Annotated in this window: 13 protein-coding genes; 2 read left to right on the top strand and 11 right to left on the bottom strand. The window is 65.8% G+C overall.

The genetic code is table 11. From position 1 onward, the window contains the following. Window positions 1-149: 149 nt before the first annotated feature. The 4 genes from AC5L3Z_RS12610 to AC5L3Z_RS12595 form a co-directional block, all read right to left on the bottom strand. On the bottom strand, window positions 150-497 hold the full coding sequence (locus AC5L3Z_RS12610) for a hypothetical protein (RefSeq protein WP_494841726.1): 348 nt from the start codon (window positions 495-497) through the stop codon (window positions 150-152). A gap of 69 nt (window positions 498-566) precedes the next feature. Continuing rightward, the gene (locus AC5L3Z_RS12605) at window positions 567-830 is read right to left on the bottom strand and encodes a hypothetical protein (RefSeq protein ID WP_494841725.1); all 264 of its coding nucleotides are present in this window, start codon (window positions 828-830) and stop codon (window positions 567-569) included. Continuing rightward, window positions 827-1,090 carry a DivIVA domain-containing protein gene (locus AC5L3Z_RS12600; RefSeq protein ID WP_494842175.1) on the bottom strand — a complete coding sequence of 88 codons (264 nt, stop codon included), beginning with the start codon at window positions 1,088-1,090 and terminating at the stop codon, window positions 827-829. The genes AC5L3Z_RS12605 and AC5L3Z_RS12600 overlap by 4 nt, the downstream gene beginning before the upstream one ends. Next, window positions 1,090-1,341 carry a hypothetical protein gene (locus AC5L3Z_RS12595; protein ID WP_494841724.1) on the bottom strand — a complete coding sequence of 84 codons (252 nt, stop codon included), beginning with the start codon at window positions 1,339-1,341 and terminating at the stop codon, window positions 1,090-1,092. The genes AC5L3Z_RS12600 and AC5L3Z_RS12595 overlap by 1 nt, the downstream gene beginning before the upstream one ends. Before the next feature lie 239 nt (window positions 1,342-1,580). Between AC5L3Z_RS12595 and AC5L3Z_RS12590 the strand changes: the two genes are divergently transcribed. Further along, window positions 1,581-2,828 (top strand): helix-turn-helix transcriptional regulator, encoded by a 1,248-nt coding sequence (locus AC5L3Z_RS12590; RefSeq protein ID WP_494841723.1) that lies wholly within the window; start codon window positions 1,581-1,583, stop codon window positions 2,826-2,828. A gap of 11 nt (window positions 2,829-2,839) precedes the next feature. Beyond that, window positions 2,840-3,319, top strand: coding sequence for a flavoprotein (locus tag AC5L3Z_RS12585; RefSeq protein ID WP_494841722.1), 480 nt, complete (start codon window positions 2,840-2,842; stop codon window positions 3,317-3,319). 575 nt (window positions 3,320-3,894) lie between these two features. On the opposite strand, the gene AC5L3Z_RS12580 is transcribed toward AC5L3Z_RS12585, so the two are convergent. From AC5L3Z_RS12580 to AC5L3Z_RS12550, 7 genes are all read right to left on the bottom strand, one after another. Continuing rightward, complete coding sequence (locus tag AC5L3Z_RS12580) at window positions 3,895-4,239, bottom strand: hypothetical protein (protein ID WP_494841721.1); 345 nt, start codon at window positions 4,237-4,239, stop codon at window positions 3,895-3,897. Window positions 4,240-4,391: 152 nt separating this feature from the next. After that, on the bottom strand, window positions 4,392-5,561 hold the full coding sequence (locus AC5L3Z_RS12575; protein ID WP_494841720.1) for an ISAs1 family transposase: 1,170 nt from the start codon (window positions 5,559-5,561) through the stop codon (window positions 4,392-4,394). Window positions 5,562-5,848: 287 nt separating this feature from the next. After that, entirely contained in the window at window positions 5,849-8,830 is a 2,982-nt protein-coding gene (locus AC5L3Z_RS12570) for a type I restriction endonuclease subunit R (RefSeq protein ID WP_494841719.1), read from the bottom strand. Beyond that, on the bottom strand, window positions 8,827-10,146 hold the full coding sequence (locus AC5L3Z_RS12565) for a restriction endonuclease subunit S (protein ID WP_494841718.1): 1,320 nt from the start codon (window positions 10,144-10,146) through the stop codon (window positions 8,827-8,829). The genes AC5L3Z_RS12570 and AC5L3Z_RS12565 overlap by 4 nt, the downstream gene beginning before the upstream one ends. A gap of 62 nt (window positions 10,147-10,208) precedes the next feature. Further along, the gene (locus AC5L3Z_RS12560; RefSeq protein ID WP_494841717.1) at window positions 10,209-12,173 is read right to left on the bottom strand and encodes a type I restriction-modification system subunit M; all 1,965 of its coding nucleotides are present in this window, start codon (window positions 12,171-12,173) and stop codon (window positions 10,209-10,211) included. Between the two features lie 135 nt (window positions 12,174-12,308). Further along, window positions 12,309-13,010 (bottom strand): hypothetical protein, encoded by a 702-nt coding sequence (locus tag AC5L3Z_RS12555; protein WP_494841716.1) that lies wholly within the window; start codon window positions 13,008-13,010, stop codon window positions 12,309-12,311. 121 nt (window positions 13,011-13,131) lie between these two features. Then, window positions 13,132-14,475, bottom strand: coding sequence for an AAA domain-containing protein (locus AC5L3Z_RS12550; RefSeq protein ID WP_494841715.1), 1,344 nt, complete (start codon window positions 14,473-14,475; stop codon window positions 13,132-13,134). Between the last annotated feature and the right edge of the window lie 4 nt (window positions 14,476-14,479).

The following is a 14,479-nucleotide window of genomic DNA, read 5'->3' as shown; positions in this document are numbered from 1 at the left end:
CCCTCAACCGCAGCCTCGCCCGATGCCGAGAGCATAGGCACGCTTCGACAGTCTCGGCGGGACCGTTCAGCCGTATGGAGATCGATCCGCGCCGAAGGTCGGAGGACGGAGCCGTTCCGGCTTGGGGCAGTCACCCACGCGCCGCTCCGCTATTCGCCACCCTCCGCGTCACGTGGCTTCGGCACCTGCCGGTTGAATCGCGGCTTGAAGGCGACGACGAGGGCTTCCTTCGTAACCTCCGGGTTGTCGGTCTCCTGCCAGCGGACCTCGCACCGGCCCAGCCATTCGGCGATGTCAGCAGCGGACGCCGCGTTGTCCGGGGTGTCGAGCTCCTGGCCGACCTGGTCGTGCAACACCGACGAGTCGCGGCTGCCGTTCAGGTGCTGCCGGAGGCGATCCCGCAGACCCCGCCTGGTCCTGCCAACGAAGATGACCACAGCGCCGTCGAGGACCACGTGCACGCCGGGGGCGCGGGGTGCGTCGGCGACGGCCTCCATGGTGTACGGCTGGGGAGCCGTGAAGCCGGCCAGCAGATCGTCGGGCGTGGTGTCGGGCAGCCTCGGACGCTACCGGCGTGGACCCTCATCCGTGGCCCCGCACGAGCCGTCGTGGTCGTCGCGGCGTCGGCAGCGGCCGGCCCCGTCGAGCTTGGCGTCACACCAGATTCGGGTACGCAGGAACTGCTGATCCTCCTCGCTGAGGGTGGTCTCGCCGAAGTCGATGGCGGTGACGTGACCCAGCGAGTCGCGTAGGGCTGCGGCGAGGGTGATGGCCCCGTCGAGGCTGGTCAGGGTGGTGGGAAGGTGGATGATCCAGCGGGGCGAAGTCATCGCTGCCACCGACTGTTCAGTGGACCTGGATCTGTATGGCGGCAGCCAGTGTGCCGTGACTGCCACTGCCGCAGCGCCTGGCGGATGCGTTCGGCCTCGGTGTTCGCCGTGGTCAGCTCGCGGTGGAGGCGTTCGAGTTCGTCGGCTACCCGGTTGAGGTAGTCGTGTACCTGAGCGGGGTCGAGGCCGCGCCAGCGGGTGTCGAAGGAGGCGACGCGGGCGTGGTGCGGGTGCAGGCGTTCTCCGGTCACGTGGAAGATCACTGCGGCGCCTCCTGCTCGGCGATCAGCGCGCGAACCTGCCGGTCGGTGAGGCCGCGTTGGTCGAGGACCCGGCGGTCCCAACGGTGCAGTCGGCACGGGTGGGGTGCACGGTCGTTGCGACACCGCGGACCGTCGGGCCACTGCTCGGCGGCGTGCACGGTGACCGCCTTGACGGCGAAGGTGATGTCTTCGGCGGTGACGTGGGGCGGTAGGGGTAGTTCGCCGAGGATCTCGTCAACCGAGTCCATGTCCCTCCCTGAGTTGTTGGGTGTGGCGCCGAGGCGGGCGGGGACGATCGGTACGGCCGCGCGTCCGCACCGGCCGGAGCCCAGCACCCACCCCGGGCCATGCCTCCAAGCTTCGGCAAGAAGCAGGCCAGGATCCACAGCGTCTGAGAGGCCTCGGTGACGCAGAAATGAGGCATCTCCGTACCCGCCTGATCGACGAACTGTTACTACAGTGGCGGCAGACGGAGGGAGATCGGGTCGTGGCCTTGAAGCGACACCTGCTCTGCCAGCGGCGCAAAGCCCTCGGGTACAGCCAGGAGCGCTTGGCCGAGGTCCTCGGCGTGGAGCGGTCGACCGTGGTGCGCTGGGAGAACGCTGAGACGGATCCTCAGCCCTGGCATCGAACCCGCATCGCATCCGCGTTGGGAGTTACGCTCGAACAGCTCGACGGCATGCTCGTCGACGTGTCGGTGGCAGCACATCGAGGGCAGGCCATGGGAGATGAGACTCGTAATCCCGCTTCCGGCGCTACCCGGCCGGACGTGCTGAACGACCTCCGAACCTTCCTCACCAGCTACCTGACAGCGCCCGCTGGGCCAGCTCGGTCGGTCGTCGAAGTGCGGCGAAGCGTCGGTCGAGTGCACAACCTCTACCAGCGGGCAAGCTACACATCCGCTGCCCGCCTGCTGCCGGACGTGCTCAGCCAGGCGACGAACCTGTCCAGCAGGTCCACCGGAATGCGTCGCAGCAGAGCTTTTCGGCTGCTCGCCGCCGCGTACATCGCGGCATCAAAGCTGGCGGCCAAGGTGGGCGACGGCGAGACCGCCTTACTGACCGCCGACCGGGCTTCCACGGCGGCGCGGCTCGCCGACGACCAGGCGCTTGCGGCCGTTGCGGCGTACCAGGCGGCCTGCGGTCTCATGCGGCTGCCCGGACGGGCAACCGAAGCCGAGCAGGTCGTGCGGACAAGCATCGTTCGGCTGACAACCACTGCCCCTCCCAGCGATCTCGACCTGCTCTCCGCTCAGGGGGCGTTGCTGCTTCTGGCTGCCGTCATGAAGGCCGGACAGGGCAAGCCGAAGGAAGCAGGTCAGCTCCTGGCGCAGGCCAAAGGGCTGGCAACGGCGCTGGGCTTTGATCGCAACCGGTTGTGGACAGGATTTGGCCCGACGAACGTCGGTATCCACGCGGTCTCCGCTGCGGTTCGGGCGGGCAACGCGAACCGGGCGCTGGAGATCGGAGCACGGCTCGACACCTCTCGGCTGCCGACGGTGCTGGTTGGCCGAAGGGCACAGGTGCAGGTCGACCTGGCCGCAGCGGCGATGATGTCGTCCGGCGACAGTTCCGTCTCGCTGCTGCACCTGCTCGAAGCCGAGCGGATAGCCGCAGAGGTGGTCCATGCCAACGTCCAGGCCCGCACCCTCCTGCTCGACCTGCTGGCGAAGGAGCGACGATCGGCGACACCGGGACTGCGGCCGCTGGCTGAACGGGCCGGGCTACTCGCATGACACAGGGGGGCGTGCTGTCTCTGGTCGCCTGCGCCGCTCCTCCCGTGTTGCGCATCGGCGAGCTGATCGAGCTACTACAGGAGGACGGCTGGACCGTCTGCCTTACCGCTACGCCGACCGCTGCCACCTGGATAGACCAGGAAGCGCTCGCGCGGCAGACCGGCTATCCAGTCCGGGTCGATTGGCGGATGCCCGGCGACCCGGAGCCCCATCCTCCGGCGAACGAGGTTGCCGTTGTACCCGCCACCTTCAACGTCATCAACAAGTGGGCCCAGGCGATCAACGACACCCTTGCGCTCGGCATCCTCAACGAGGCACTTGGCGCTGGCATCCCGGTCTACGCGTTCCCGAACGTCAAGGCGCAGCTTGCCGCCCATCCGAGCTACGACCGACACCTGCGGTTACTTCAGGGGGCGGGTGTCACCGTGTCGCCACTGCCCGCCGAGCTGAACTGGCGGATGGTCGCGGAGCAACTCCAAGTGCCGGTGTAGCCCGGTTGGCACGTCCGCTGCCTCCTGCCAACGGCGGGGCCCGGCGGTGACCGAGCCCTGAACCGCGCCATCCACACCATTGCGCTGACCCGCATACGAAGTTGTCCTCGAACCCGGACCTATGTCGAGCGGCGCACCGCGGAGGGAAAGACCCCCCGAGAGATCCGCCGCTGTCTCAGGCGGTACATCGCCCGCGAGCTCTACCGCCAGCTCACCCAATCGATGACCTCGGGGAACCGGCCTTTGACAAACATAGAAGCGTCAGATGAGCCGCCGGGCCGCCCTGGATCGGTAGCCACAAGGCCGGGCGTTCACGGGCTGGCACAGGAGGTCAGCGGGCCCTCAACCGCGAGCAGGTTCTCCGGGGCGTTGGACCGGTTGAGGAGTCCTTTTCAAACTGGGGGCCGACACGGAGAACGGGAACCAGTCCGGCACGCCGATTCGCGGTCCCTCCCAATGCCCGCCCCCATCCTCGCCCAGCCGCGCACGGACGCCTAACTGAGACAAGACCTATCAGCGGCCAGTCGCAGCCCGGCGGCTCTCCATGTCGCCGGCGCCGACCTTCTGCAGGAAGGTCATCGCCTTGCCGCGCACCGAGCCGGCTTGGAAATCTCCAACTGCCTACACACCCCGGCCAGGCCGTTGCCCTGACCGATGAGCTTCTCGCCTTCACGCAGCTTCCGGATGACCTGCTCCGGCGTATGCCGACGGCGCGCACCCATGTCCTGATCCGTTTCCCGCTTTATCATGGGGCATCGGACTCTCACATCAGGTGTGCCACTTCGCGGGGACCCGGTCACACCGAGGCGGTCCACGACGACCTGACACACGTCATCCCGCACCGCCTCGGCGTCCCACTTCGCCCGGTAGAGCAGCCGCTTCATCGCATCCGGCCGGTCATGACCGGTCCACTCAGCCACCCCCCGCACATCTTGACCTGCAGGTCTGCCAGCAGACCAGTGACAAAACCGACCGCCGCCCGGCGGACTCGACCCGGCAGAACCGGCCGGCGAACGAATCGATCACCAGGTCCATGGTGCGCCGTCACCGAGCCAGGGCCTCGGCAAAGTCGTCACGTGATGCCGAGTAGTGCCAGCGGGCGGGTGCTGTCGCGGGCGTGATGTCGGTTGGCGACGGCGATGTTGGTGACTCCGGTCAGGCGTAGGGCGCCGATGGCGGCGTTGCGTAAAGCGGCCATGACCTGGGGGCCGGTGCCGGTGCGGATCTGAGATCGGTCTTCGTCGTAGGTGACGTCGCGGACCCAGTGGACCTTGTTTTCGATCGACCAGTGCCCGCGGATCCAGCTGGCCAGTTGTGCCGGTTTGGCCTGGTGGACGCGGAGGTCGGTGATGGCGTAGACGGTCTCGGTGGTGAAGCGTTTCGGCTGGTCGAGGCGGCGTCTGCGGCGGCGGATCTGGATGGCCTGGGCGGCGTGCGGGAAGTCGATACCGGTGGAGACACTCAGGATCTTCATGGTGCGGATCTCACGGCGGCCGTGCCCGCGGTCAGTGTCACGGGTGGCGACGGGATCGGCTCGCCAGGGCAGTGCCGTGAGCTGGGCGTGCAGGTGGGGCTGGTTGCCTTTGACCGTCAGGATCCAGTGGGCGCCGCGCTCGGCGAGGTAGGTAACGTGCTCGCGCTGGCAGTGCAGAGCGTCGGCGGTGATCACGGCGTCGCGCAGGTCGCTGAGCTGGTCGAGCAGCGGCGCGAACCGGGTGATCTCGTTGGTCTTGCCGTCGACGTCGATGCCGGCCAGGACCACACCGGTGGCCTGGTCGCAGGCAGTCATCACGTGCCGGGCAGGGGTGTCGGGGGTGCGGGAGCCGCGCAGGGTCTTGCCGTCGACGGCGATCGCTCGGCCGGCCGTCGAGGTGGTGGCGGTGGCCCGACCGGCGAGCCAGACACTGATCGCCGCAGTCAGGAGCTGCGGATCCATGGCCTGCAACAGCCGACGGATCATCGCCTCCGACGGGCGCCGGTCGGCAGTCATGCCCAGAGCGACAGCCGTCTCGGCCGGCACGTCGGCGACCCATTCGGCGATCGCGGCGTACGAACGGTAGCCGGCGACCACCGCACACACGGCTGCGGTGACCACGACCGTCAGCCGGTGCCGGACACCGCGCCTGGCACGTGGATCAGGCAGACCGGCGAGCGCTTCGGGCAGCCCACCAGCGGTCTCGGCAACAGCCAGAGCCGGTGCGCAGGACAGGGACGAGATCAGCGATGATGGCAGCACGGGCATGACTCACTTCGGACGATCAGCATGGCGTAGAGAACCTTGATGATCTTCTAAACAGGTCATGCTCGTCTTGCTGCCACCAAAAGCGGCGCTCCTACTCCAAGCCCCACAAGTTAGACACCGTCACGACTTTGCCGGGGCCCTGGTCACCGAGCAGGCTCTACTCAATGACCTTCGGCCACCGGAAGGCCTGATGTTGTCCATAACGCACAGACGATCATGCGGTGGCTGTCCCCGTTCCCGCAGGATCCGAGGTAACCCCACGAACTGCGGCTGTCGTATTAGGTCGCCTATTTGTCGTACGTTGACCTGAACACCGTGTCCGTCAGCCAGGCCTTGAAGTCCGGGTTGTCGACGAACTGCTTGAAGAGCTGAGTCTCGTCGCGGAGCATGCCCTGCATGACCTTCGCCAGGGCGGCGGTCATGGCGAGCTTGGCGTTGTCGGCGTCGTTGTTCGATCGGGCGTTGGCGTAGTCCTGGTCGGCGAGCACCCTCTCGGGGATCTCGGTGGTGATCCGGTCCCTGATGCGATCGGCGTCGTCCCAATTGATGTTGCCAAACAGGTCGTTGAACTGGTTGAGGATCTCGGAGAGCCGCGCCAGTTCTGGGTCGATCCCGCGTCCCCCTCCGCCAGTGGGAACCGGATCGAGCTCTCCTTCGGCATCGGCGAGCGCGATCGAGACCTCCTCGCGCTTCTCGATCCGGTAGGAGTCCATGTCGATTGTCTCAAGGATGCCAGCCGACAAGTCGGTCTCCTCAGGTGCGGGCAACTTGGGGATGAGTAGGCCGAGGAAGATCGACAACTTCTCCCACTCGATGTTGCTGAACGGCAGGACGAGGGAGAGGAACGAGTAGGTCCTCACGAAAGCCTTGGCTTGGCTCTTGAACTCGATCTGCTCGTCCTCGTCCATATGCTCCACGTACTCAGCGGCGCAGTGGTCGAGGATCGAGTCGAGCTGGGAGCGGTCGACGCCCTCGTCGAAGAAGAGGGCGGTGAATCGGTCAACATCCTCATCGGAGTACACGCCAGTTCGGGCGAGCGCACCCTGCAAGTCATGCAGCTTGTCTGGATCAGTCTCGCCGGTCAGTACGGTGGTGCGGTAGTACGGCTCGAACGCGGCACGGATCTCGTCGGCGGTGTTGGCGAAGTCGAGCACGGCGGTGTCGGTCTTGCCCAGCCGGGCACGGTTGAGCCGCGACAGCGTCTGCACGGCGAGCACGCCCGATAGGGGCTTGTCGACGTACATGGTGTGGAGGAGCGGCTCGTCATAGCCGGTCTGGTACTTGTCGGCTACGACGAGGATCCGGTAAGGGTCCTCCTGGATCCGGTCGGCAATCTCCTTGCCGGGGAAGCCGTTGTAGTCGGCCTCGGTGACCTTTTTGCCGTCCCGCTCGAAGTCGGAGAACGCGACAATCGCCTTGTAAGGGCTGCCGCGTTCGGCGAGGTAGTCGCGGATCGCCTCGTAGTAGTCGATTGCGCGGGCGATCGTCTTGGTCACGACCATCGCGCGGGCCTTGCCGCCGATCTTGTGCTTGCCGATGACTTGCGCATGGAAGTGGTCGACCATGATTTCCGCCTTCTTGCGGATCGCGGTCTCGTGCCCCTCGACATAGGCGCGCAACTTCTTCGACGCCTTGGCTGCGTCGAACTCCGGGTCGTCCTCGACGGTCTTGACGAGCTTGTAGTAGCTCTCGACGGGCACGTAGCCCTGCAGGACGTCGAGGATAAACCCTTCCTGGATCGCCTGCTTCATCGTGTACGAGTGGAACGGCTGCTTCCCCATCTCACCGCGCACCGGCTCACCGAAGAGCTCGAGCGTCTTGTTTTTCGGGGTCGCGGTGAACGCGAAGTAGGAAGCGTTGGCCGGCAGCTTCTTCTGCTCGACCATCCGCAGCAGCATGTCCTCGGCCGACTCCTCGTCGCCCTGCGCGCCCTCGGCTGACAGGGCCCCGGAGAGCGCGGCCGCCGCCTTGCCCGTCTGGGACGAGTGGGCCTCGTCGATGATGACTGCGAACTTCCGACCCCGGTGCTCGGTGCCCAGACTCCCGACGATGTACGGGAACTTCTGGACCGTCGTGATGATGAGCCGCTTGCCGGCCTCAATCGCGTTCTTCAGGTCGCTGGAGTGCTCCGCGTGCGCGACCGTCGACCCGACCTGGGTGAAGGACTTGATGGTCTTCTTGATCTGACCGTCCAGCACACGCCGGTCGGTCACGACCAACACCGAGTCAACAGCGTTCACGCCGTTGTGCTTCGCCTCGATGAGCTGATGGGCGAGCCACGCGATCGAATTCGACTTGCCCGACCCAGCTGAGTGCTGGATCAGATAGCGGCGCCCGACACCGTTCGCCGAGACGTCCGCGAGCAGCCGGCGCACGACGTCGAGCTGGTGGTAGCGCGGGAAGATCGTCTTCTGGGACTTTTTGCCCGTCTTCGCATCCTTGTCCATGGTGACTTGGGCGTAGTTCTCGATGATGTCGGCCAGCGACGACGGCGCGAGGATCTGTCTCCACAGGTAGTCCGTCATCAGCCCATCGGGATTCGGAGGGTTGCCCGCCCCGTCCTGCTGGCCCTTGTCGAGCGGAAGGAACCACGACTTGGGTCCCGTGAGCTCCGCGCAGAACTTCACGCGCTTGTCGTCGACTGCGAAGTGCGCCAGGCACCGTCCCGGCTGGAACAGGAGTTCCTTCGGGTTCCGGTCGACCTGGTACTGGGCGACCGCGTCCGCCACGGTCTGCTTAGTGATGTAGTTCTTCAGCTCGAACGTCGCGATCGGCAGCCCGTTGACGAACGCGACCAGGTCGAGCGACTTGCCCGCGTCAACCGACGAGTAGTGCACCTGCCTGACGACGACCCACCGGTTCGCCTCATGCAGCGCCTCGGCCATCGTGTTCCCTGGCGTCGGGATCGGGTAGTAGAAGGTGATTTGTGGCACGGCACTGTGACCGAAGCCGCGTCGCAGCACCTGCACTACGCCGTTCTTAGTGATCTCGCCCTGGAGCTTGGCGAGGAACTTCGTGCGGGCAGGGCTCTCCGTCGCCCAGGCCGCCCCGAGACCGACCGCCTCGGCGACGGCGGGCTGGGTCTCTTGGAGGAAGGCAGCGAGCTGCTGCACGTCCAGTCCGTAGCCAGGCGCGAACGACACGTCGACCCGCCGCTCGGCGTCGGCGACGGCCAGCGCCGGGGCGATGATCCCCTGCTTCCAGCCGACCTCAACCATCTGTTTGACAACGAGGGCCTCCAGGCTCTCCTCGTTCATCACCGCGTTCACTCGTCCTCCAACCCGTCGTACTCGGCAGACTCCTCATCGTCCCCAGCGTCGGCGCCTTCAGCCCCGACGATCACGCCTTCGAGGTCGGTCGGCGGCAATGTCGCCGCGATGTGGCGAACGTCGACCTGCCCGGTCACAACGTCCGCGGTGAGGCGGGTGCGGAATTCTTCGAGGAGGTCGACCTCCTTGGCAACCTTCCCAATGGCCCGATCGGTCCTAGCCAAAGAGCGTTCCAGGTACGCCACGATTTCCTCTTGCTCCAAGATTGGCGGCACTGGCACGAGCACGTTTCGCAGATAGGGCCAGTGGAGACTCCGTTGAATGTCTCCGACACCCTTGGAAGCCACCACGTACTGGTCAACCAGGGGTCGAGCCGCGAAGAGGTATCGCGCATACGAGTCGATCAGAGTCTCAGACAGTCTGGCCACGAGGTATGCGGGACTGACGATTCCTCGAAGCGCTGAGACGCCTACCGATCCCCGCCATGCCTGCTGGTTATTCATCACGACGTCCCCCGGTTCGACCAGTTGGTAGGCCGTGAGATCGAGGCTCGGCGCGTGCACGCGCTTCCCGCCCTCGCTATAGGGAATCACTCCGCGACCCAAGTAGACAGACAGCAGGTCTTCAGACGAGAAACCCGGCCGCTGCACCACCGTTGCGACCTGAGAGAACCTGAGGGTCTCCCAGTGCGCCGGCACGGCGCCGACAAAACGGCTGCCGGAATCCGCTAGCTGGGCTCCTCGATCCACACCGCGCAGCACCGCATCATTGATCACTACATTCCGTTGCTCATCCAAGAGCCTGATTAAGCGCCGCTTGGTGGCGATCGCCTTGTTAATGCGCTGATGGGCGCGGGTGAGGTAGGTGACGATTGCTTGCTGTTCCTCGATCGGCGGCACCGGGATCGACTCGCGCGCAAGGCGCGGGTACTCGATGTTCTGACCCTCTCGAATTCCAGTGACAGCGAGCCGGAGCGCTTCAATGAACGGACGCGACTTGAACAACAAAGTCAGGTAATCTCGCGTCGTCGAGTCGTAGGCTCGGAGGATCGTGTATGCGGGGCTGATGATCCCTTTCGCGTGAGCTCTCTCGATCCCGCCCTGAAACGACCTGAGGCTGATGACAAAGTCGTCGACGCACACAAGCTTCAACGTCTCAAGTGACTTGGTCGCTTCGACAGTGCGATTCTCGTAATGATCCTTGCGGATGACGCCTCGCGACTGAGTCGCAGCGAGTAGTGGCTCGTCGGGGTGGCCCTTGTCGCTAACTTCTTCGACAACGCCCTTAATTCGGCGCATGGACCAGTGGGTGGGCACGCGTCGAAGCCAAGGCGACGCGGTCTCGGCGTAGTCTGCGTAAGGCTTGAGATCTTGGAACATTAGTGAGCGATCTCCGCGATGAGAGTGTCGGACTCAGCTTCGAGTGCGCGGATATCAGCGCGGATTTCGTCGAGGGTGCGTAGCGGTGCCGGCTTGTAGAAGTGCCTCGTGAAGCTAATCTCGTAGCCGATCTTCGTCTTCGACTCGTCGACCCAGGCATCGAGTGCGTACGGGAGCACCTCGCGACGGATGAACGCCTCGATGCCGTCGCGCCACTCTCCGGCGGGCTCAAGTAGGGGAATCTGCTCGTAGTCACGGAGCTGCGAGTCTGGCGCGTAGGCAACGACGCGGGTCTTTCCGCGAAACTCCGCCTCGAAAAGGCCGAGGTACGGGTCCGGCTCAGTGCCCACGGAGTAGACCTTCGTGATCACGGGTTCCGCGTTCGGGTCACGCTCGGCGCCGTCCTTGAGCAGCTTGTTGATCTGAGCCGTACTGTAGATCGCATTCGGATCGAGGCCCGCCAGTCGCAGCGGCCGTTCGACCTGGACCCTGGAGTACCCGAACTCGGCGTTGACGAAGACCTTGGACCGGTCGCCGTCATCGTCGGCCTTGTCGAAGTCGGTGAACGCCCGCATAATCCGCTCGACGTCGTCAGGCCCGAGCTCGCAGTTCTTCTTGCCGAGGTTCTTGCGTAGCGGCGTGTACCACTCGGTGGCGTCGATGAGCTGGATTTTGCCCTTGCGGTGCTCGGGCTTGCGGTTGGTGAGCACCCAGATGTAGGTCGCGATGCCGGTGTTGTAGAACATGTTGAGCGGCAGGGCGATGACCGCTTCCAGCCAATCGTTCTCGATGATGTAGCGGCGGATGTTCGACTCGCCCTGGCCCGCATCACCGGTGAAGAGCGAGGAGCCGTTGTGGACCTCGGCGATGCGGCTTCCCAGCGGGGTGTTCTTCATCTTCGAGACCATGTTGGCCAGGAAGAGCATCTGTCCGTCGGTGGACCTGGTGATGAGGCTGAGTTCAGGGTCGCCGGCGTGGTCGACGATGAAGCGAGGGTCGACGATCTCTTTCTTGCCGCCCATGCGCTGCTGGTCGGTGGACCAGCTCTTGCCGTATGGCGGGTTGGAGAGCATGAAGTCGAAGCCCCGGCCCTGGAAGGCGTCGTTCGAAAGGGTCGAATACTCGGGGCCACCGACGAGCCCGTCGGCGTTGGCGCCCTCGCCCTTGAGTAGGAGGTCAGCGACGGCGATCGCGTAGGTCTCGGCGTTGATCTCCTGGCCGAACAGGTTGGTGACGATTCGCTTGCCACTCTTGGCGGCAAGATCCTGAAGGGTCTCCTCGGCCACGGTGAGCATTCCACCGGTGCCCATGGCGCCGTCGTACAGGGTGTAGGTGCCGTCGGGGATCTTGTCAGCGATCGGGTCGAAGATGAGCCGCGTCATGAGACGAACCGCGTCGCGCGGCGTCCAGTGCTCGCCAGCTTCCTCGTTGTTCGCTTCGTTAAAGCGGCGCACGAGCTCCTCGAACACCGTCCCCATGGCGTGGTTGTCCAGGCCTTTGGGGCTGAGGTCGATGGCGGGGTCAAGGAACTTCTCGATCAGCGCGCCGAGAGCGTCGGCCTTCGCCAGCTTGGGGATCTGCTGGCGCACCTCGAAGTTCTCGATGATGCGCTGCACGTTCGGGCTGAACCCGTCCATGTACGCCACGAAGTCCTGCTGCAGGCGAGCCTGTGAGGACCGGCCGCGTAGCTCGCGCATCGTGAACGGCGAGGTGTTCCAGAACGCCTGGCCGGCTTCCTGGCGCAGGGCCTGGTCCTGGTCGATGATCCCGGCTTCGTCGAGGATCTTCTTCAGGTCTAGGACCTTCTGCTTGGTGGGCTCGAGCACGGCGTCGAGCCGACGCAGCACCGTGAAGGGCAGGATGACGTCGCGGTACTTGCCACGCACGTACAGGTCGCGCAGGACGTCATCAGCGATTCCCCAGATGAACGAGGCGATCCTCTGGACATTGGCGGCGAGGCTCATTCGGCGAATCCTTAGTGACGGTGCTGGTCAGGTCAACGTTGTAGCGGAGTGCGTCGAGGTAGCCGGTTCGCACGGTAGCGGCGCCTTCGGAGTCGAGCAGCGAGTTGCCCCACCTGGTCAACTCCCGAAGGGTCGTCACGATGCGCTGGTGCTCGGCGACAGACACAAGCGGAATCTTAGGGTCACCCAGCTTGGCGCGTTGGATCGTGCCGCCGAGGAATCGCAGGTTGGCCGGCTCCTGCTGCACCAGCACCCGACAAACCCCCCTAGGTGTGCGCGTACTCGGTGGTTGAGGGTCTGCCATGCGATGAGCATCGCCATCACCACGGTCTTACCTGAGCCTGTTGCCATTTGTAGGGCAGCCCGAGGAAGGCCGTCATTGTGCGCCCCGTTCTGCGGCTCGAGTCGCTTCCGCCAATCGGTGTAGCTGTGGGTGCGGCCCGCCACCTCCGTCAGGAAGATGGCGGTCTCGGCTGCTTCGCGTTGAGCGAAAATGACGCGGTTCTCCCGCTTCGAATCCGCCCAGTGCTGAAGCAGTTTTCGGGTGATTGGGGTTACGCCAGCGTAATCGCCGCCGCGACGCCACTTCGCGACATCCCGCCGGATCTCGTTGATGAGGGTATTCTTTTCCCGCCGTTCACCGGTCGCGTCAAAGTCGAACGCGCCCTGCTGGAACTGAGGCTTTCCCTTCTTCGTGATTGCGATCGGAATGAACGACTCGCTCGGCCGGCGCCCGTCCTTGATCTCCCCCGTCGGGCCCTGCGGGCCAATCTCGTAGTAGCGGTCCGGCTGCTCATGCGGGGAGTTCAGGATTGGGTTTTCGATCGTCCCCGTCATGCTCGTTCCCTCCGGCGTGCAGACATAGATGACGAGTAGTGTGAGGCATGCGACCGTGTAGCTGCGGTCACGGCTAGATTGGGCGCCCCCGCCCACGGTCTTTCGCAACGGCTCGCCACCGTCAGCTCCTCACTCCGTGGGCCAGCAAATGAGCCAGGACTGACTGGTTGGCCTCCCAGCCGTCGGGGAACTTGACCGGCACGTTGAGGTGCACCGGCTCGGTGCTCGGGTGGGCGTCGAGCAGCTCGGCTATCCCCGCCCGCGCCACCACGATGCAGGCCTGCCGATGCCGCGACGTCAGTACGCACAGCCGCCCCGACTCCAGATGGAACGCCGTCGCATCCCGCCGCCCCGACAACGGATGCAGCACGATCGTCACGTCGTACTCCCGGCCCTGGAGCCGGTTGGCGGTGTCGACGGTGATGTCCGCTCCAGCCGCGCCGAGCTGTGCGCGGATCGCCGCCACCTGGTCGCGGTGCGCGGCCCCGATCGCGATCCGATCCGCAGTGACCGGCGCTCCGCCCGGGTCACGTTCCGAGACCGCGACGGCTCCCCGCTCCAGCACCCGGCGCGCCAGGGCTGCACACGCCGCAGCCGCCTCCGCGTCGGTCCGCAGCGTGTGCCGGGCCGGCAGCTCATACAGCGCCCACCCGGTCGCCGCCGCCGTCTCCACGGCCGCGTCGACCGGCCCATGCCCGAACCCAGCCGTGGTGAACGACAGCGACCGCTCGCCATCGGTCGTCCCGGCCTGGAACCCGGTGAAGGGGTAGAAGGCCTGGGCCACCACCGGCGCCGCCGAGGGAGGCAGTCGCCACGACACCGGCAGCCGGTGCACCGGCAGGTCGGGGTTGTGCCGCAGCAGCGCCGCCACCGCGGACTGCATCGGGTCCCAGGTCAGCCCGGTCCACCGCTCGGTGTCGACGGTGGAAAACGGGTCGAGCTGACCGGGATCACCGACGAACAGCGCCCGCTCGAACCGGCCGGCCACGCGCAGCAGGGCGTCCGACCGCATCTGGTACGCCTCGTCGACAATCGCCCAGGGCCAGCAGCCCTCGGACACCATGGCCCACTTCGCGGCCGTACCGATGATCACGGATGGACCACCGAGGTCGGCGACCTTGGCGGCAACCCGGACCGTCGCGTACTGCTTGATCCGGTCGGTCGCCGTGTAGTCGGTCGCCGAGAGCCGCCCGATGTGCAGGTCGGGCGCCTTCTGCGCCAGGCGGTCGATCAGGTCGTCGACCTGCTCGTTGGTCTGCGCGATCACGATCAACGGCTCGCCGGCGCGGGCCAGTTCGGCGGCGGCGCGGACGACGAGGGTCGACTTGCCGGCCCCGGGGGGCGAGTCGACCACGACGCCGCGGTGCAGGCCGGAGCGCAGGTCGGCCAGCACCTCGGTGATGACGCGCTCGGCCTGAACCGCCGGCGGGTCCGCCGGTGCGTCCGGCAGGAGCAGGGTGGTCATGGTG

It is taken from the genome of Micromonospora sp. LZ37 (genome assembly GCF_059359015.1).
Note: the sequence above shows the minus strand (reverse complement) of the source record. Positions and strands in the feature narration are given on the sequence as shown.